Origin of the sequence: Plantibacter sp. CFBP 13570, from assembly GCF_014841395.1 — a bacterium.
GTDB classification, from domain to species: domain Bacteria; phylum Actinomycetota; class Actinomycetes; order Actinomycetales; family Microbacteriaceae; genus Plantibacter; species Plantibacter auratus.
In genome coordinates this window covers 36,710-54,053 of the sequence record NZ_JACYTW010000002.1, presented here as the reverse complement: position 1 = coordinate 54,053, position 17,344 = coordinate 36,710, and the positions used below count along the sequence as shown (strand labels likewise).

Annotated in this window: 16 protein-coding genes and 1 tRNA gene; 11 read left to right on the top strand and 6 right to left on the bottom strand. The window is 69.4% G+C overall.

Annotated features, from left to right (window positions below; all coding sequences use genetic code 11):
- Positions 1-4: 4 nt before the first annotated feature.
- The gene (locus IFT89_RS01280; protein ID WP_137242100.1) at positions 5-829 is read right to left on the bottom strand and encodes a class I SAM-dependent methyltransferase; all 825 of its coding nucleotides are present in this window, start codon (positions 827-829) and stop codon (positions 5-7) included.
- A 71-nt stretch (positions 830-900) separates the two neighbouring features.
- Between IFT89_RS01280 and IFT89_RS01275 the strand changes: the two genes are divergently transcribed.
- The 3 genes from IFT89_RS01275 (at position 901) to IFT89_RS01265 (ending at position 4,379) form a co-directional block, all read left to right on the top strand.
- Positions 901-1,650 carry a phosphoglyceromutase gene (locus tag IFT89_RS01275; RefSeq protein WP_121289753.1) on the top strand — a complete coding sequence of 250 codons (750 nt, stop codon included), beginning with the start codon at positions 901-903 and terminating at the stop codon, positions 1,648-1,650.
- A gap of 162 nt (positions 1,651-1,812) precedes the next feature.
- Positions 1,813-2,679 (top strand): hypothetical protein, encoded by an 867-nt coding sequence (locus IFT89_RS01270; protein ID WP_202937996.1) that lies wholly within the window; start codon positions 1,813-1,815, stop codon positions 2,677-2,679.
- A 110-nt stretch (positions 2,680-2,789) separates the two neighbouring features.
- Complete coding sequence (locus tag IFT89_RS01265; RefSeq protein ID WP_202937995.1) at positions 2,790-4,379, top strand: chaplin family protein; 1,590 nt, start codon at positions 2,790-2,792, stop codon at positions 4,377-4,379.
- A 76-nt stretch (positions 4,380-4,455) separates the two neighbouring features.
- Here IFT89_RS01265 and phoU read toward each other — a convergent pair whose 3' ends face one another.
- Positions 4,456-5,124, bottom strand: a complete 669-nt coding sequence (phoU, locus tag IFT89_RS01260) for a phosphate signaling complex protein PhoU (RefSeq protein ID WP_064296372.1) — start codon at positions 5,122-5,124, stop codon at positions 4,456-4,458.
- 166 nt (positions 5,125-5,290) lie between these two features.
- Between phoU and IFT89_RS01255 the strand changes: the two genes are divergently transcribed.
- Together IFT89_RS01255 and IFT89_RS01250 are read left to right on the top strand one after the other, a co-directional pair.
- Positions 5,291-6,457: a sensor histidine kinase gene (locus tag IFT89_RS01255; protein WP_137242097.1), complete on the top strand. Its 1,167-nt coding sequence runs from the start codon at positions 5,291-5,293 to the stop codon at positions 6,455-6,457.
- Positions 6,454-7,137, top strand: a complete 684-nt coding sequence (locus tag IFT89_RS01250; protein WP_064296370.1) for a response regulator transcription factor — start codon at positions 6,454-6,456, stop codon at positions 7,135-7,137. The genes IFT89_RS01255 and IFT89_RS01250 overlap by 4 nt, the downstream gene beginning before the upstream one ends.
- Before the next feature lie 76 nt (positions 7,138-7,213).
- Here the strand turns inward: IFT89_RS01250 and IFT89_RS01245 are convergent, their stop codons facing one another.
- Positions 7,214-7,747, bottom strand: a complete 534-nt coding sequence (locus IFT89_RS01245; protein WP_194602081.1) for a hypothetical protein — start codon at positions 7,745-7,747, stop codon at positions 7,214-7,216.
- A gap of 211 nt (positions 7,748-7,958) precedes the next feature.
- Between IFT89_RS01245 and IFT89_RS01240 the strand changes: the two genes are divergently transcribed.
- Complete coding sequence (locus IFT89_RS01240; protein WP_064296368.1) at positions 7,959-8,441, top strand: CarD family transcriptional regulator; 483 nt, start codon at positions 7,959-7,961, stop codon at positions 8,439-8,441.
- Between the two features lie 46 nt (positions 8,442-8,487).
- Positions 8,488-9,744, top strand: coding sequence for a 2-C-methyl-D-erythritol 4-phosphate cytidylyltransferase (gene ispD, locus IFT89_RS01235; protein WP_202937994.1), 1,257 nt, complete (start codon positions 8,488-8,490; stop codon positions 9,742-9,744).
- A gap of 11 nt (positions 9,745-9,755) precedes the next feature.
- On the opposite strand, the gene IFT89_RS01230 is transcribed toward ispD, so the two are convergent.
- The gene (locus IFT89_RS01230; protein ID WP_202937993.1) at positions 9,756-10,868 is read right to left on the bottom strand and encodes a winged helix DNA-binding domain-containing protein; all 1,113 of its coding nucleotides are present in this window, start codon (positions 10,866-10,868) and stop codon (positions 9,756-9,758) included.
- Between the two features lie 40 nt (positions 10,869-10,908).
- Between IFT89_RS01230 and cysS the strand changes: the two genes are divergently transcribed.
- The gene (gene cysS, locus IFT89_RS01225; protein ID WP_202937992.1) at positions 10,909-12,363 is read left to right on the top strand and encodes a cysteine--tRNA ligase; all 1,455 of its coding nucleotides are present in this window, start codon (positions 10,909-10,911) and stop codon (positions 12,361-12,363) included.
- Positions 12,353-13,363 (top strand): 23S rRNA (guanosine(2251)-2'-O)-methyltransferase RlmB, encoded by a 1,011-nt coding sequence (gene rlmB, locus IFT89_RS01220; RefSeq protein ID WP_137242092.1) that lies wholly within the window; start codon positions 12,353-12,355, stop codon positions 13,361-13,363. The genes cysS and rlmB overlap by 11 nt, the downstream gene beginning before the upstream one ends.
- Positions 13,364-13,459: 96 nt before the next feature.
- Here the strand turns inward: rlmB and IFT89_RS01215 are convergent, their stop codons facing one another.
- Positions 13,460-14,740: a DUF4032 domain-containing protein gene (locus IFT89_RS01215; protein WP_137242091.1), complete on the bottom strand. Its 1,281-nt coding sequence runs from the start codon at positions 14,738-14,740 to the stop codon at positions 13,460-13,462.
- Between the two features lie 104 nt (positions 14,741-14,844).
- Positions 14,845-15,954, bottom strand: a complete 1,110-nt coding sequence (locus IFT89_RS01210; protein WP_079705359.1) for an ABC transporter ATP-binding protein — start codon at positions 15,952-15,954, stop codon at positions 14,845-14,847.
- 256 nt (positions 15,955-16,210) lie between these two features.
- Here IFT89_RS01210 and IFT89_RS01205 point away from each other — a divergent pair, with 256 nt between their 5' ends.
- Both IFT89_RS01205 and IFT89_RS01200 read left to right on the top strand, forming a co-directional pair.
- A complete protein-coding gene (locus IFT89_RS01205; protein WP_137242090.1) occupies positions 16,211-17,179 on the top strand; it encodes a DsbA family protein in 969 nt (322 codons plus the stop codon).
- 46 nt (positions 17,180-17,225) lie between these two features.
- Positions 17,226-17,301: transfer RNA gene (locus IFT89_RS01200), tRNA-Thr, on the top strand.
- Positions 17,302-17,344 lie beyond the last annotated feature (43 nt).

Below are 17,344 nucleotides of genomic sequence, written 5' to 3'. Positions count from 1 at the left end.
ACACTCAGTCCGTCGAGGAGGGATTCGGGGCGACAGCCGACCACGGCAGCGTCAGCTCGCCGAGGCGCCAGCGGCTGCGACCGGCCAGCACAGGCCACCCGTTGTCGCGAAGTGTCCGGACGGTCGCCGACCAGCGCTGGACCGGGCTGTAGACCGCCAGGGGTGCATGCACCCGCCACGCGCGGTCGAGGTCCGTCATGAGCGCGTGGACACGTTCGCCCGGCACGTTGTGGTGGATCAGCGCCTTCGGCAGTCGTTCGGCCACGATGGACGGCAGCTCGAGGTCGGCGAGCCGCAGACTGATCGAGAACGACTCCGCACGCCCCTGGTCGTCGACGGCGATCCAGCTGGACACCCGTCCGATCTCGTCGCACGTCCCTTCGACGAGCACACCGCCGGGCTGCAGCCGCGACGCCATGAGACGCCAGGCCCCCGTGACCTCGGCTTCGTCGTACTGCCGGAGCACGTTGAACGCCCGGATCACCGCGGGACGGTCGTCACCGGTCGGCACCTCGAACCCGCCGCGCGCGAAGGAGACGGCGGCCGTCGGCGTGAACCGGGTCGTGCCCGCTCGCACCTGCTGCAGCTGCGCGTGAGCGGTGCGGACGCGCCCCGGCTCGATCTCGAATCCGATGACCCGTACGTCGGGTCGGACGGCGAGCAGCCGGTCGTGCAGTTCCAACGCTGTGACGCCGCTCGCGCCGTAGCCGAGGTCCACCACCAGCGGGTTCGTCGTCCGTCTGAGCGAGGGGTGGGTCGCGATCCAGCGGTCCACCCGCCGGAGCCGGTTCGTACCCGTCGTCCCGCGGGTGATCGATCCGACGGGCATGGACCCATTCTCCCTCACGGTGCGGGGTCATCGTCCACCTCGCGGTCATGCGCCGTCGGTATGCTGGGGACATGCCTGAGACTTACACCCTCGTCCTGCTGCGCCACGGCAACAGCGACTGGAATCAGAAGAACCTGTTCACCGGTTGGGTCGACGTCCGACTCAGCGAACTCGGCGTCACCGAGGCCAAGCGTGCGGGCGAGCTGCTCGCCGACTCCGGCATCACCCCGGACGTGCTGTACACTTCGGTGCTCTCCCGCGCGATCCAGACGGCGAACCTCGCCCTCGAGACCGCCGACCGCATGTGGATCCCGGTCAAGCGCAGCTGGCGCCTCAACGAGCGTCACTACGGCGCGCTGCAGGGCAAGGACAAGGCGCAGACGCTCGCCGAGTACGGTCCGGAGCAGTTCCAGACCTGGCGTCGTTCCTTCGACGTGCCGCCGCCGCCGATCGCCGATGACGACGAGTGGTCGCAGGCCGATGACCCCCGGTATGTCGGGATCGACGGCGAACTGCCCCGCACCGAGTGCCTGAAGGACGTCATCGACCGGATGCTGCCCTACTGGGAGTCCGACATCACGGTCGACCTGGCTGCCGGCAAGACCGTCCTCGTGACGGCGCACGGCAACTCGCTCCGCGCACTCGTGAAGCACCTCGACGACATCTCGGACGACGAGATCGCCGAGCTGAACATCCCCACCGGCATCCCGCTCGTCTACGAGCTCGACGCGGACTTCCGCCCGATCGCACCGGCTCGGTACCTCGATCCCGAGGCCGCAGCAGCAGGCGCCGCCGCCGTTGCGGCGCAGGGGAAGAAGTAGCGGAAACCCCACCAAACCACCACCCCGGTCGGGAGTGCGGCTTGGCGACATCGTCGCCGAAAGTGCTCCTGGCCGGGGTTTTCCATGTTGCAAAAAAGGGGTTGAACCGCCTCGGGGTTGGGCGTACAGTGACTGCACTGTAACCCGATTGGGGGGATACGCATGGAGCAGTCGACCGACGGCACCCGTTTCCCCCTGTGGCGCGCCCTGGCGCTCGGTGGCTTCGCCGCCGCGGCGTTCACGGCGATAGCCCTCTTCGGGTCGCCTTCCTCCGCGCATGCTGACGACGGTGCCACCGATCCGTCGCTCTTGGGCGCGGTGACCGAGGTCGTCGGCTCGCTCGAACAGCCCGTCAATGCTGTCGCCGAGGTCGTCGACGTCGTCGACACCACCGTGCTCGAACCGGTGGTCGACGTCGTCGACGAGACCGTCGCTGCGGTACCGGTGGTGAACGACGTGGTCGAGGAGACCGTCGGCGCAGCACCCGTCGCCGCGATCGTCGATCCGGTCGTGCAAACGGTCGACCAGACGTTGACCGGCGTCGCCGACGTCGTCGCCGCGGTCCCGGTCCCCAGTACGCCGATCATCGATCCGGTCGTCCCAGCGCTTCCGCAGGGCCCGGCAGAGGACGTGTCGGCCACTGACTCGACCGCCGTCGGCGCGATTCTCCCGACGACGGTCCTCGGACCGCCGTCCGTCCAGCAGGGTGACTCGACGATCGTGTCGGGCGGCCAGGATCGCGAGGACACGTCGTTCACCACGGCCGTGCCCGCCGCCGTCGTCGGATCGTCCAGCCTCCCCGCCACCCCTGCGAACCTTCCGCTGCTGCCGGACGCCGACGGTCGCTGGGCCGTCACGCCGAGCGGCTCCGGGTCCTCCGGCTCCGGTGGTGCCGTCGGCGGTCCCGCAGCGGCCGAACAGTCGATCTCCGTCATCCTCCCTGCGCCCGGTGACGACCGTCGCGGACCCGCGCGAGACGAAGACCTCCCGGCTTCACCCACGTTCCCCTCCGATACCTCTCCTGACTGACCCCGGATCACTCTGCCGTTCGCGGCGGAGACTCGCCCCCTGGGCGGTTCAACGGTCCGAAGCCTCCCGACCACGGGAGCACATCAGTCACTCTGCAAGGAGCAGGAATCATGAATTCGTATGTCAAGAAAGGCCTCTACTGTGGCCTGTTCGTCGCGGGACTCACGTTCCTCGGCGCTACGGCGGCCAACGCCGACACGTCCGGGGACGACAGCATCCTCGGCGGAACCCTCGTCGACGTGGTCCTCGAGGCCCCCGTCGAGATCGTCGACACCGCGGTGAGCGTCGTCGGCGATTCAACGGCGACGTCCGCACCGGAGGCGGTACCGGCGCCTGAGCCGGCGCCTGAGCCGGCACCCGCGCCGGCACCAGCACCGGCACCAGCACCGGAGCCGGCACCTGCGCCGGAGCCCGCACCGGTACCCGAGCCCGCGCCGGCCGCCACCACCAGTGGTGACGACAGTGTCGCGGGTGGGAACCAGGTCCAGTTGCCCGTCTCCATCCCGGTGACGGTCGAGGACAACGCGATCTCGATCATCGGCGATGCCGAGCAGTCGGGTTCGACGTCCGGACCGGTGGCGGGGGAGTCCGCCTCGCCGGTCGCCGACGAGGCGACGACGTCCGGTGACGACAGTGTCGCCGGAGGCAACCAGGTTTCGCCGGTGGTGACCGTTCCGGTCACGGTCGGTGGGAACGCCATCTCGCTGTTCGGTGATTCGAGCAGTGAGCAGGCGGGTGCGCCTGCCACGTCGGGTGGTGCGGCTGTTCCGGCAGCGCCGTCGACGACGACCGGTGACGACAGTGTCGCCGGTGGGAACCAGGTGTCGCCGGTGGTGACCGTTCCGGTCACGGTCGGTGGGAACGCCATCTCGCTGTTCGGTGATTCGAGCAGTGAGCAGGCGGGTGCGCCTGCCACGTCGGGTGGTGCGGCTGTTCCGGCAGCGCCGTCGACGACGACCGGTGACGACAGTGTCGCCGGTGGGAACCAGGTGTCGCCGGTGGTGACCGTTCCGGTCACGGTCGGTGGGAACGCCATCTCGCTGTTCGGTGATTCGAGCAGTGAGCAGGCGAGTGCACCTGCCACGTCGGGTGGTGCGGCTGTTCCGGCAGCGCCGTCGACGACGACCGGTGACGACAGTGTCGCCGGTGGCAACCAGGTCCTCGGCGACGTCGGGCTCCCGATCTCCGTGGTCGGCAACGCCGTCAGCGTGATCGGCGACTCCGAGTCGACGGGCACCTCGGCCTCGGCTCCGGCATCGTCCGGCGGCGGCACGTCGACCACCGGCGGTGACGACAGCCTCGGCGGTGGGAACCAGATCGACCTCGGCCTGGAGCTGCCGGTCACGATCGGCGGCAACGCGATCTCCGTGATCGGGGACAGCGAGACCGGTGGTCCCGGGACGACCGATCCCACCACCCCGGTCGACCCGACGGACCCGACCGACCCGACCGACCCGACGGACCCCACCACCCCGGTGACCCCCGTCGTGCCGACGGTCCCCGCCACGGTGATCACCACCGCGACGGCGGCGTCCTCGACCGGCTCGAACACGACGGCCTCGGCCGCGCGTTCAGCTGAGCCGACGCTCGCCGACACCGGCAGCGTCGCGGGTCAGCTCCTGCCGCTCGCCGGCCTCGCAACGGTCCTCGGCCTCCTGCTCCTGGCAGGCGGCGCGATCACCCGTCGTCGGATGAGCTAGTCCCGCACGAACGGACGAGCGGTGCCGACCCGGTCTCGGGTCGACACCGCTCGTCGGGGTGTCCGGGATCAGCTGGTCAGTGGTGCACCGGCGTGGTCGCCTCGGGGATCCAGTCGCCGGTCGCGAGGTACTGGACCTTCTTGGCGATCGAGACGGCGTGGTCGGCGAAGCGCTCGTGGTACCGGGAAGCGAGGGTGGCGTCGACGGTCGCGACGGGCTCACCCTTCCAGGTGTCGCCGAGGACCTTCTCGAAGACGCTGGCGTGCAGCTCGTCGACGTCGTCGTCGTCGTTGCGGATCTCGTCGGCGATGCGCGGGTCCTGGGTGCGCAGCAGTTCCGTCAGTTTGCGGGCGATCGAGACGTCGAGTCGACCCATCTCGGCGAAGGTGGTCCGCAGGCCCTTCGGCACGGCCTTGTCGGGGAAGCGGTACCGCGACAGCTGGGCGATGTGCTCGGCCATGTCGCCCATGCGCTCGAGCGACGCGCTGATCCGCAGCGCGCTCACAACGATGCGCAGGTCGCGCGCGACCGGCTGCTGACGGGCGAGGATGTCGATGGCGAGCTCGTCGAGTTCGATCGCGAGCTGGTCGATGCGGTTGTCGTTGGCGATGACCTCTTCAGCGACCGCGACGTCCGAGTTGCCGAAGGACTGCGTCGCCTTCTCGATGGAGATCGTGACGAGTTCGGCGATCTCGACCAGGCGATCCTGGACCTCTCGCAGTGACTGCTGGAATACCTCGCGCATGGCTCTGGGTGCCGTCCTTCCGTGACCTGGCGGTGGGCAGGCGGATGCCCGCTCCGCCGATGATGCCGAACCAAGGTTAACAGTTGGGGCCCCAAGCGTGAACAGTCGTCGAAGTGGCGGGGTATTCGCGAGTTCGGCGTTCGGCGGACTGAGTAACGTAGTACCCATGGACACCATGTGGTTGGTGCTGATCGCCCTGGCACTCGGCCTCATCGTCGGGGGCGGTTTCGTCGCCCTCACCTCGCTCGCCTTCCGCCGCGGAGAGCGCGCCGCGACGGTCGTCAACCCGGTCGTGCCCGACGGGGTCGACCAGGTGCTCGAAGCCCTCGACAGCGCGGGCATCGTCGTCGACCCGTCCAACAACGTGCTGAAGGCCTCGCCGGGGGCGTTCGCGCTCGGGCTGGTGCGCGACCGCGTGCTCGACAACCAGGAGTTCATCGACCTCGCGCTCGAGGTCCGACGCACCGGCGAGGCCGTCACGAGCGATCTGGAACTCGCGCTCGGGCGCTTCGGTGAGGCCACCCGGCATCTGCGCGTGCGGGCAGCGCCGCTCGGCTCTCGCTTCATCCTCCTCCTGGCCGAGGACCACACCGAGGCGCGTCGCCTCGACGAGGTCCGCAGGGACTTCATCGCGAACATCAGCCACGAGTTGAAGACGCCGATCGGCGCCATCGGGCTCCTCTCGGAAGCACTCGACACGGCGGCCGACGACCCGGAACGGGTGAAGCGGTTCGCCAGCCGGCTCGCGACCGAGTCACAGCGACTCACCCGGATGACCGCCGAGATCATCGACCTCTCGCGGTTGCAGGCGGCCGACGCCCTCCACCAGCCGGAACTCGTCCGCCTCGATCGGGTCATCGCCGCGGCGGTGGATCAGAACCGCGTGCCGGCCGAGGCGACCGGGGTGGGGCTCTCCCTCAAAGGCGGCAAGAACCTCGAGGTGTACGGTGACGAGGCGATGCTCGTCGTCGCCGTGCACAACCTCATCTCGAACGCCATCCACTACTCGCCCACCGGCGCGCACGTGGGTGTCGGCGTCCGGGCGGTCGACGACGTCGTCGAGATCGCCGTCACCGATCAGGGCGTCGGGATCGCCGAAGAGGACCGCGACCGGGTCTTCGAACGGTTCTTCCGCGTCGACCAGGCGCGGTCCCGCCACACGGGCGGCACCGGACTCGGCCTCAGCATCGTCAAGCACACCGTCCAGAACCACGGCGGCGAAGTGAAGGTCTGGTCGCAGCTGGGCCGTGGCTCGACGTTCACCATCCGCCTTCCCAGAGCAACGACCCCGCCGGAGGACCTCTCCACCGGCACGGCAAGGAGTACCCCGTGACCCGCATCCTGCTCGTCGAAGACGAAGCGTCCCTGAGCGAACCATTGAGCTACCTGCTCGAACGGGAGGGGTACGAGGTCGAGGTGGCGGAGGACGGCCCCTCGGCGGTCCAGGCCTTCACGGCTCGCGGCGCGGACCTCGTGTTGCTCGACCTCATGCTCCCCGGCATCCCCGGGACGGAGGTCTGCCGTCAGATCCGCGCGGTCTCGAGCACGCCGATCATCATGCTGACCGCGAAGGACTCCGAGGTCGACATCGTCGTCGGGCTCGAGCTGGGCGCCGACGACTACGTCACGAAGCCCTACTCGACCCGCGAGCTGCTCGCGCGGATCAGGGCGGTGCTGCGACGCCGTGTCGAGGCGGACCAGGCGCAGGAGGAGGTGCTGCTCGAGGCAGGCACGGTCCGGATGGACACCGAACGTCATGTCGTCGAGGTCAACGGGGCGCCGATCCCGATGCCGCTCAAGGAGTACGAGCTGCTCGAGCTGCTCCTGCGGAACGCCGGACGGGTCCTCACCCGTGGTCAGCTGATCGACCGGGTGTGGGGGAGCGACTACTACGGCGACACCAAGACGCTCGACGTCCACATCAAGCGCATCCGTTCCCGGATCGAGGCGAACCCCTCCGAACCCGTGATGCTCGTCACCGTGCGTGGGCTCGGCTACCGCTTCGAGGCCTGACGCAGGTCCAGGACGGACGAACGCCCCGCAACTCTGAAGAGGTGCGGGGCGTTCGGTCGTGTGGGGCGACGGAGCGTTATTCGGTCGGCTCCGTGGTGGGCGTCGCGAGCGGCGTCGGCGTCTCGGTGGGCTCATCCGTCGGCAGCGGCGTCGGGACGAGCGTGGAGTACTCGAGCAGCTGGCCGGTGAGGACCGGCACGCTCGCCGTGGCGCCCGTCTCGTCGCCGTACTGGAAGAAGACGTCCAGGACGGCTCCGGGCTGCGTGCCGAGGGACTCGATGCGCAGCGGGTCGTTGGCTCCCGAGCCGTCGAACGTCGTCAGGCCGGGCTCCGCGAGGACCTGGAACTGCTCGTCCTTGCCCTCGATCTCGATCAGCACCGTGTGGGCGCGGTCGTCGCGGTTCGCGACGCTGAAGACGAGGTTGCCGGTCTCGCCGTCGTCGGAGACGACGATGGCGTTGCGGACGGCCACGGAGCCGACGGTGACACCGACGCCGTCCGAGGCGTCGTACTGCTTCAGGGTCGCCTGCGGCGCGATGAGGTTGCAACCGCTCATGCCGAGTGCGACAGCACCCGCGACGACGATGGAAGCGATGAGACGCGCCTTCACAGAACCCTCCAAGATGTGGTGGCCCCGGGCGCAGACGAGTGACAGGTGTCCCGGGATCCGGATTCGAGTCTAGCCCACGGCTGCGAAGGGGTGTGGCCGGGTCGTCGACCCGTGATCGGCCGGTGCGCCACCCGGTCCGCGGGACACCCGGTACCCGGCTCTGATCAGGGGTCCCGTGGTATTCTGGGAGACGCTGAAGGGACCGAGACCCATGATCTTCGAAGTTGGCGAGACCGTCGTCTACCCGCACCATGGCGCCGCGACCATTACCGAGGTGAAGACCCGGATCATCAAGGGCGAGGAGAAGCTCTACCTCAAGCTCCGCGTCACCCAGGGCGACCTCATGATCGAGGTCCCGGCCGAGAACGTCGACCTGGTCGGGGTGCGCGACGTCATCGGACGCGAGGGTGTCGACCGCGTGTTCGACGTGCTCCGTGCGCCGTTCACCGAGGAGCCGACGAACTGGTCCCGCCGCTACAAGGCGAACCTCGAGAAGCTGGCCTCGGGCGATGTCATCAAGGTCTCCGAGGTGGTCCGCGACCTGTGGCGTCGCGACCAGGACCGAGGCCTCTCAGCGGGCGAGAAGCGGATGCTCGCGAAGGCCCGCCAGATTCTGGTCTCCGAACTGGCGTTGGCGGAGCAGACCGACGAGGAGCAGGCGTCGTCCGTCCTCGACGAGGTCCTCGCCTCCTGAGCCGACCGTCCGTTCGGGCGGGGCGCCCGAGAAGTAGGCTCGTGGCATGACTGCGATCGACGAACCGGGTGCCGTTGCCGACCCCTCCCTGGACGGCCCGGCTGTCGGCGTGATCGTCGTGGCGGCGGGCAGTGGGACGCGCCTCGGTGCCGGGATCCCGAAGGCGTTCGTGTCGCTCGCCGGCAGCACCGTACTCGAACACGCGCTCGCCCCGGTCTTCCGCCTGCGGGACGCGGTCCAGGTCGTCGTCGTGGTTCCAGCGGATCGCGTCGGTGAGGCGGAGACGATCGGTCGTCGCGCGGCGGGGAAGGCGGCCGACCACCTCCGCGTCGTCGTCGGAGGCGACACGAGACAGTCCTCCGTCCTCGCCGGACTCGCCGCCCTGTGGCCGGGAGTCCGCACGGTGCTCGTCCACGACGCCGCACGAGCACTCACCCCGACCGAACAGTTCGAACGGGTGATCGACGCCGCCGCGCGAACGGGGTGGGGGGTCGTGCCGGGGCTCCCGGTGACCGACACGATCAAGCGCGTCGACGCGAGCGACCTCGTCGAGCAGACCGTTCATCGGGCCGCCCTCAGGGCCGTCCAGACACCGCAGGCGTTCCCGCGTGATGCCCTCGTCGCGGCCTTCCGCGTCGCCGAGGACCGCCTGGCGGCGGCCACCGACGATGCGGCGCTCTACGCGGACGCCGGACATCCCGTCCTCGCCGTCGAGGGGTCGGAGGCGGCGTTCAAGATCACAACCCCGTGGGACGCCCAGCGCGCGGAGCGACTCCTGGCGGATCGGGACCGGGACCGGGGCCGAGAGCGCGAGGTGGGCGCACGGCCGACCTCCTCGATCAGAACCGGCATCGGCGTCGACGTCCACGCCTTCGCCGACGACGGCGAGCTGAGCCTCGCGGGCCTCAGCTGGCCGGGGGAACGGCCGCTGGCCGGACACAGCGACGGGGATGCGGTCGCCCATGCCATCGTCGACGCCTTGTTGTCCGCTGCCGGCCTCGGTGACATCGGCTCCATGTTCGGCACCGACGACCCCCGCTTCGCCGGGGCGAGCGGCGAGGTCTTCCTGCGGGCAGCTGTCGAACGGTTGCACGCCGCGGGCTTCGTCGTTGTCAACGTCGCGGTGCAGCTCGTCGGCAACCGCCCTCGGTTCGCGCCACGTCGGACGGAGGCGGAGGGCGTGCTGAGCGCGCTCGTCCACGGGCCGGTCAGCATCGCGGCGACGACCACGGATGCGCTCGGGTTCACCGGCCGTGGCGAGGGTGTCACAGCCATCGCCACCGCCCTCATCGAGCGCCGCTGACGGGTCGGTCCTCAGTCGGCGGACGTGCCCTCGTCGACCGACGCACCGAGCCCGAGGAACCGGCCGTATTCGCCGGCGGCTCGTCGGAACCCTGCCTGCACCCGCTGCGACAGCGGTTGGAACGGCGTCGGGGTGACGACGACGCCGGTCGCGCTCGTCCGTCGGCGCCAGGTGCCGACGACGCGCCCGTCGACGGCGATCATCGGGAGGAAGATGCCGTTCGCGCCGGGCACGATGCGGTCCGCGAACGCCGCCGGGAGCGTCAGCTCGCGGTCGCGGTAGCCGAGGAGCAGCTCGTCGAATCCGGGAAGCGCGAGCACCCGCGGTGGTCGTGGAGCAGATGGCGGTTCGATGCCCTCGGCGGTCGACCAGCGGGTGACCCCGTCGCGCGATTCGGAGACCAGCCGTCCGGCGGCCACCTCGACGCCACGTTTCGCCTGGGCGACGGTGAGCTTCGACCACCAGGTGAGGTCGGCGATCGTCGACGGGCCGTGGCCGGTGAGATACCGGACGACGAACTCGCCGAGCGCCTCATCCGCTTCGAGCACCCGCGGTGCACGGATCCACTCCTCACTCAGGACGAGGGCCTGCTGTCTCCCGGCGGGCGGTCCCCAGCAGACCACGCCCGACATCGCGAGTTCCATGATGAAGTGGGAGGCCCGTTGTCCGTCGATCGGGATCCCGGCGCCGGTGTGGGCGGCCAGCAGCTCATCCCTCGTCATGCGCCGATGCCCGCTGAGCATCCTCTCGGTGAGCGCACGGGAGCGCGAGAGGGTCTCGGCGTCGAGCTCGAGTTGCCGGTGTCTCGCAGCGATCGTGGAGCGCACCCGCGGGACACCGAGTCCGAGCAGCCACCCGAGGTCCTCCGCGGTGACGAGATGCAGGGTGCCGCGCATCGGCCATGACCGGACGATCGAGCCGTCCTCGAGCGCCGCGAGCACCGCGTCCATCGTGGCGCCGGTCGACCTGACGCCGACCGCCCACAGCGACGAAGCGAGGTCCTGGGCCTGGATCGCGAGCAGCCGCGAGACGACACCCGTGGGGGAGCGGTGCTCGGCTCCGTCGAGGAGCTGGGCCGCGAGTCGCGCGCGGAGAACCTGCTGGTCGTCGCGTCCCGTGGTCATGGGACCATCATGCCCGGACGACGGCGGCTAGTCTGGTCTCGTGGCCCTCCGACTCTACGATTCGAAAACGCAGTCCCTCCGGGACTTCGTGCCGCTCCGCGAAGCCGAGGCGGGGCTGTACGTCTGCGGACCGACCGTGCAGTCCTCTCCGCACATCGGACACCTGCGCAGCGCGCTCGTCTACGACCAGCTGCGACGCTGGCTGACGGCCTCCGGGGTCCGCGTCACGCTCGTCCGCAACGTCACCGACATCGACGACAAGATCCTCGCGAACGCCGCCGCCGGCGTCGAGGGCGGCTTCGCCCAGCCCGGCGAGGAGTGGTGGGCGCTCGCCTACCGGTACGAACTCGAGTTCACGGCCGCCTACCGTGCCCTGGGCATCCTGCCGCCGAGCTACGAGCCACGCGCGACGGCGAGCATCCCGGAGATGCAGGAGCTCATCGAACGGCTCATCGACGCCGGGCACGCGTACCCGGCTCCCGACGACTCCGGCGACGTCTACTTCGACACCGCCTCATGGAGCCGCTACGGCGAACTCACCCGGCAGAGCGCCGAGCACATGGAGGCCGCGACCGACGCCGACCCGCGCGGCAAGCGGGATCCCCGCGATTTCGCGCTCTGGAAGGGCACCAAGCCTGGGGAGCCGCGCTCGGCGAGTTGGATGTCTCCGTGGGGCGAGGGACGGCCCGGCTGGCACATCGAGTGCTCGGCGATGTCGACCAAGTACCTCGGTGAGGAGTTCGACATCCACGGCGGCGGACTCGACCTCCGGTTCCCCCACCACGAGAACGAGCTCGCCCAGTCGAGCGCAGCCGGCGACCCCTTCGCGCGGTACTGGCTGCACAACGGGCTGGTCGCCGTCACGGGCGGGCAGAAGATGTCGAAGTCCCTCGGCAACTCCGTCTACGCCGCCGACCTCCTGGCAGCAGCCCGGCCGCTCGTCGTCCGGTACTACCTCGGTGCAGCGCAGTACCGATCGACGCTTGAATTCCATCCGGGCGCACTCGCCGAGGCCGAAGCCGCACTCGGACGAATCGAGGGCTTCCTCGATCGCGCCGCCCGCGCCGACCTGCTCACCGAGACGGGCACGGCCGCCAGTCGAGCGACGCTTCCGGCCGCCTTCGTCGAGGCGATGGACGACGACCTGAACATCCCCCGCGCGCTCGCCGTGTTGCATGACGCCGTGCGCGTCGGCAACGCCGCCCTCGATGGCGGCGACGACCTGGCGACAGCCCGCGAGCGTGCGGTCGCCGTCCTCGACATGACCCGGGTGCTCGGCATCGACCCGACCGACCCTTCGTGGTCGTCGGGCACCGACCCCGTCACTCACCGATCCCTGTCCGCACTCGTCGAGCGTCTGCTCGTCGATCGCGCGGACGCCAGGGTCGCCAAGGACTTCGCAGCGGCCGACCGGATCCGCGACGAACTCACAGCGGCTGGGATCACCATCGAAGACACCCCGTCCGGAGCACATTGGAGTATCAGTGGCAAGTAAGCCTTCCCGCCCGACCGGGCCGAAGAAAGCGAAGAAGGGTCCCACCAAGGGCACCGGCGGCCTCGGCCGCAAGGCGCTCGAGGGGCGTGGACCGACCCCCAAGGCCGAGGACCGCGCCTGGCACCCGGCCGGCAAGCGGAAGGCCGCGCAGGAGCGCTACGCGGCCTCCGGCGGCACCGGCAAGCCGAGGCAGGCGGCCGGCCAGAACGGACGCCCGTCCACGAACGGCCGGACCAAGCAGAAGTCGAGCGACGAGTCCGAGGTCGTCACCGGCCGCAACTCCGTCCTCGAAGCGCTCCGCGCGAAGATCCCAGCCACCACGCTGTACGTCGCGACCCGCATCGAGATGGACGACCGGGTGAAAGAGGCGCTCAGCATCGCCACCCGACGCGGGATCCCGGTGCTCGAGGTCATGCGTCCGGAGCTCGACCGCATGGCCGGGTTCGACGGTGTGCACCAGGGCCTCGCCATCAAGGTGCCGCCCTACGAGTATGCGCACCCCATGGAGCTGCTCGACCAGGTCATCTCCCGTGGCGAGAACCCGTTGTTCATCGCCCTCGACGGCATCACCGACCCCCGGAACCTGGGTGCGATCATCCGATCGACCGCAGCCTTCGGTGGTCACGGAGTCATCCTGCCGCAGCGCCGGAGCGTGGGCCTCACCGCCTCCGCGTGGAAGACCTCGGCAGGAGCGGCGGCTCGGACGCCGGTCGCGATGGCCGCCAACCTCACTCAGACGCTCAAGGCGTTCAAGGAGCGCGGCGTCTTCGTGATCGGTCTCGACGGCGACGGCGACGTCTCCCTTCCCGGGCTCGAACTCGCCGACCAGCCGATCCTCGTGGTCGTCGGCAGCGAGGGCAAGGGCCTGTCCCGCCTCGTCACCGAGACCTGCGACGCGGTCGTGTCGATCCCGATCTCGGCCTCGACCGAATCGCTCAACGCCGGGATCGCGGCCAGCGTGACGCTGTACGAGATCGCGCGTCGCCGGAACGCCGAGTAGGCGACCGGCGCTCGCGCCGCACGAACGAGGACAGGCCCTCGGAACGGATCTCCGTTCCGAGGGCCTGTCTGTCGTCAGTCGAGGAGACGGACGTGGTCAGACGAGGTCTCGCCAGTCGACCGGTCCGGTCATGGCGGCGGGGACGCTGATCGCCTCGGTCGGCGGCACGATCATGGTCGCCTCGTCGCGGCGGTGCCGCAGGACGGTGTTCACGTAGGAACCGACGGCTTCCGCCAGCGGGATGTCGCGACCCTCGTTCTGCGCGAGGAACCAGCGGTGCTCCAGGAGTTGGTGGAAGATCTCGGCGGGCTCGAGCTTGCCGCGGAGTTCGCGCGGGATCGCCTTCACCACCGGCTCGAACACGCGGATGAGCCACTCGTGCGCCGCCATCTCCTCGTCGAACCCGTCCTTCCCGAACGAGGCCGAGTAGGCGTCGAGATCGTTGAGCAGGCGCCTCGCCTGGTTCTCGCCCGCGTCGAGGCCGGTGAGCCGCAGGAGGCGGCGCTGGTGATGCCCGGCGTCGACGACCTTCGGCTGGATCCGCACGGTCGAGCCCTCATCGGTCGTCTTGATCGCGAGTTCCTCGATGTCGAAGCCGAGTTCGTTCAGACGGTGGACGCGCTCGGTGATGCGCCAGCGCTCGGACGCGTCGAAGGACTCGGAGCCCGTGAGCTCCTTCCAGAGGGACCGGTAGGCGGCGACGATGCCGTTGCTCACGGTGACGGGGTCGAGTTCGGCGTCGGCGCGTCCGCCGGCCTCGAGATCGAGGAGCTCGCCGGCGATGTTCACCCGGGCGATCTCGAGGTCGTTCTCACGCTGCCCGTTCGACAGTCCGCCCTCGTAGAGCTTGCCCGTCTCGGCGTCGACGAGGTAGGCGGCGAAAGCTCCCGCGTCACGCCGGAAGAGCGTGTTCGACAGCGACACGTCACCCCAGAAGAAGCCGACGATGTGGAGGCGGACGAGGAGGACGGCGAGCGCGTCGACGAGGCGGGTCGCGGTGTCGGGTCGGAGGGTGCCCTGGAAGAGCGCACGGTAGGGGAGTGAGAACTTCAGGTGCCGCGTCACGAGCACGCTCGGCAGCTCACGGCCCTTGCGATCGCTCCGGTTCGTGATGACCGCGAGCGGGTCGACGCAGGGGATGTCGAGCCGCTGCAGGGTGCGCAGCATGTCGTACTCGCCCTTCGCCATCTCCGCGGTCGTCTCCTTGACGGCGATGACGTAGCCGGACAGGTTCGCGAACCGGACCAGGTGGCGCGAGATGCCCTTCGGGAGCGAGGCGATGGCCTCGTTCGGCCAGTTCTCGAGGGGGAGCTCCCAGGGGAGATCGAGCAGCGCCGGGTCGACGGTGGCAGCGGTGATGTTCAATGCGCCGGACATGGTGCGGAGCGCTCCTCGGGGATCGTCGTACTGAGACTGGACAAGCGAAAACGACGATGGCCGAGCGATCGGAGACCGACCGCTCGACCATCGTCGGCGGGAAACTAGATCGAGGAGGACACGACCGGCTTGTTGCCCAGACGCTCACCCGATGCCGAGTCGAACGCGTGCACGTGGTGCGGCGTCGGCGCGAGGAACACCGTGTCGCCGATGTGCGCGTGGTTGCGACCGTCGACGCGGGCGACGATGTCGGTGCGCTTGCCGGAGACGTCGGTGTGGCCGTAGAGGTAGCCGTCGGCGCCGAGCTCCTCGACGAGGTCGACGGTCACCTCGATGCCGGAGCCCGAGTTGCTGGATACGGTGATGTCCTCGGGGCGCACGCCGACCGTGACGTTCTTCGACGGAGCGGCGTCGGTGATCTCGCGCTCGACCGGGATGATGAATCCGCCGAGCTTGATGCCGCCGTCGGCGATCTCGCCCTCGAACAGGTTCATGGCCGGGCTGCCGATGAAGCCGGCCACGAAGACGTTGTTCGGCTTCTCGTAGAGGTCGCGCGGGGTGCCGACCTGCTGCAGGATGCCGTCCTTGAGGACCGCGATGCGGTCGCCCATGGTGAGCGCCTCGGTCTGGTCGTGGGTGACGTAGACGGTGGTGACGCCGAGACGACGCTGCAGCGACGCGATCTGGGTGCGGGTCTGGACGCGGAGCTTGGCGTCGAGGTTCGACAGCGGCTCGTCCATGAGGAAGACCTGGGGCTGACGGACGATGGCTCGACCCATCGCGACGCGCTGACGCTGACCACCGGAGAGCGCCTTCGGCTTGCGGGTCAGGTAGTCCTCGAGGTCGAGGAGCTTGGCGGCTTCGAGCACGCGGGTGGCACGCTCTTCCTTGCCGACACCGGCGATCTTGAGCGCGAAGCCCATGTTCTCGGCGACGGTCATGTGCGGGTAGAGCGCGTAGTTCTGGAACACCATCGCGATGTCGCGGTCCTTCGGCGGCACGTCGGTGACGTCGCGGTCGCCGATGAAGATGTGGCCGTCGTTGACCTCTTCGAGACCGGCGAGCATGCGGAGGGAGGTGGACTTGCCGCAGCCGGACGGGCCGACGAGGACGAGGAATTCGCCGTCGGCGACCTCGAGGTTCAGCTTGTCGACCGCGGGGCGGGTGCCACCCGGGTAGAAACGGGTTGCGTTGTCGAACGTCACAGACGCCATGGTTGTTCTCCTTCACCGGCAGGTACGTGCCGGACGATCCGTTGTGAATGGACGCGAACCCGTCATCGATGGCCGGTTCGCCGTTCCAGTATGCCACGACCACCTGTGAATGGAAGGTCCAGCGGCCAGTGGATCTCTCGGTGGACGCACAGCCGGCTCCCGGCCTGGTTTGGGCCTCTCCCAGGCGGCAGGTCTACGATTACTCTGTTTGGCGCTGCCTCGTCTCCGCAGCGCGAGCCCCCCGAAACGAGGATCAATGTCTGGCGCTGGATCGCAGAACCGACCGACCAAGAACGAACGACGCGACGCGGCACGCGAGAAGGCGCGGGTGCTGCGCGAGCAGCAGAAGCGCCGCGACCGCCGCAACCGGGTGCTGCTCCAGGGCGGCATCGTGCTCGGTGCGCTCGCGATCGTGGCGGTGGTGGCGGTCATCATCGTGACGTCAATCAAGCCCGCCGGACCGGTCCCGACCGCGGCCAAGAACGACGGCTTCACCGTCTCCGCCGGCTTGCAGCTGGTCGGAGCCCCGGCCAGTGCGTCCACGCCGACGCCGAGCGCGACCGATCCGGCCGCCCCCGCGGAGCCCGCCCCGGCCGAGACGCCGGCGGCCACCGAGACTCCCGCCGCCGAGGGCGTCGAGATCTCCGTCTACCAGGACTTCCTCTGCCCCTACTGCGGTCAGTTCGAGACCACGAACGCCGAGCAGGTCAAGGGTTGGCTCGAGGCCGGCGCCGCGACCTACACGGTCCACCCCCTTGCAACGCTGAGCAACCTCTCGCTCGGGACGCAGTACTCGCTGCGCGCCTCGAACGCGGCGGCCTGTGTCGCGGAGTACTCGCCGAACGACTTCTTCTCCTTCAACACCGCACTGTTCGAGAACCAGCCCAAGGAGAACACCGAGGGCCTGACCGACGCCGAGCTGAAGTCGATCGCCAAGGGCGTCATCTCCGGCGGCGAGAAGAAGATCAACGCCTGCATCGACGACGGCACCTACAAGTCGTGGGTGAAGGACTCGACCGACCGTGCGCGCAGCGGCCCGCTGCCCGGCACCGACGTCGCCAAGGTCGAGGGGACGCCGACCATCCTGGTGAACGGCAAGCAGTACACCGGTTCGCTCACCGACGCCGAGCAGTTCGCGGCCTTCGTCCTCGCCGTCTCGAGCGAGAGCTACTCCACCGGCACGCCGACGCCGGCCGCCAGCGATTCGCCCGTGACCAACGGCTGATCCGCCGTCATCGTAGGATGGGTGGGACCGGGGCCAGCCCCTGTCGGCCGACGTGGCGCAATTGGTAGCGCAACGCTCTTGTAAAGCGTAGGTTACGGGTTCAAGTCCCGTCGTCGGCTCCAGCCGAGAACCGCCCGCTCAGCCTGCTGAGTGGGCGGTTCCTCA

Excerpts from the sequence above, each read along its gene's own strand:
- IFT89_RS01275 (WP_121289753.1), top strand. The coding sequence starts at position 901 with ATGCCTGAGACTTACACCCTCGTCCTGCTGCGCCACGGCAACAGCGAC.
- ispD (WP_202937994.1), top strand. The coding sequence starts at position 8,488 with ATGACTGCGATCGACGAACCGGGTGCCGTTGCCGACCCCTCCCTGGAC.
- IFT89_RS01270 (WP_202937996.1), top strand. The coding sequence starts at position 1,813 with ATGGAGCAGTCGACCGACGGCACCCGTTTCCCCCTGTGGCGCGCCCTG.
- IFT89_RS01240 (WP_064296368.1), top strand. The coding sequence starts at position 7,959 with ATGATCTTCGAAGTTGGCGAGACCGTCGTCTACCCGCACCATGGCGCC.
- IFT89_RS01265 (WP_202937995.1), top strand. The coding sequence starts at position 2,790 with ATGAATTCGTATGTCAAGAAAGGCCTCTACTGTGGCCTGTTCGTCGCG.
- phoU (WP_064296372.1), bottom strand. The coding sequence starts at position 5,124 with ATGCGCGAGGTATTCCAGCAGTCACTGCGAGAGGTCCAGGATCGCCTG.
- IFT89_RS01215 (WP_137242091.1), bottom strand. The coding sequence starts at position 14,740 with ATGTCCGGCGCATTGAACATCACCGCTGCCACCGTCGACCCGGCGCTG.
- IFT89_RS01230 (WP_202937993.1), bottom strand. The coding sequence starts at position 10,868 with ATGACCACGGGACGCGACGACCAGCAGGTTCTCCGCGCGCGACTCGCG.
- IFT89_RS01280 (WP_137242100.1), bottom strand. The coding sequence starts at position 829 with ATGCCCGTCGGATCGATCACCCGCGGGACGACGGGTACGAACCGGCTC.
- IFT89_RS01210 (WP_079705359.1), bottom strand. The coding sequence starts at position 15,954 with ATGGCGTCTGTGACGTTCGACAACGCAACCCGTTTCTACCCGGGTGGC.
- IFT89_RS01205 (WP_137242090.1), top strand. The coding sequence starts at position 16,211 with ATGTCTGGCGCTGGATCGCAGAACCGACCGACCAAGAACGAACGACGC.
- IFT89_RS01255 (WP_137242097.1), top strand. The coding sequence starts at position 5,291 with ATGGACACCATGTGGTTGGTGCTGATCGCCCTGGCACTCGGCCTCATC.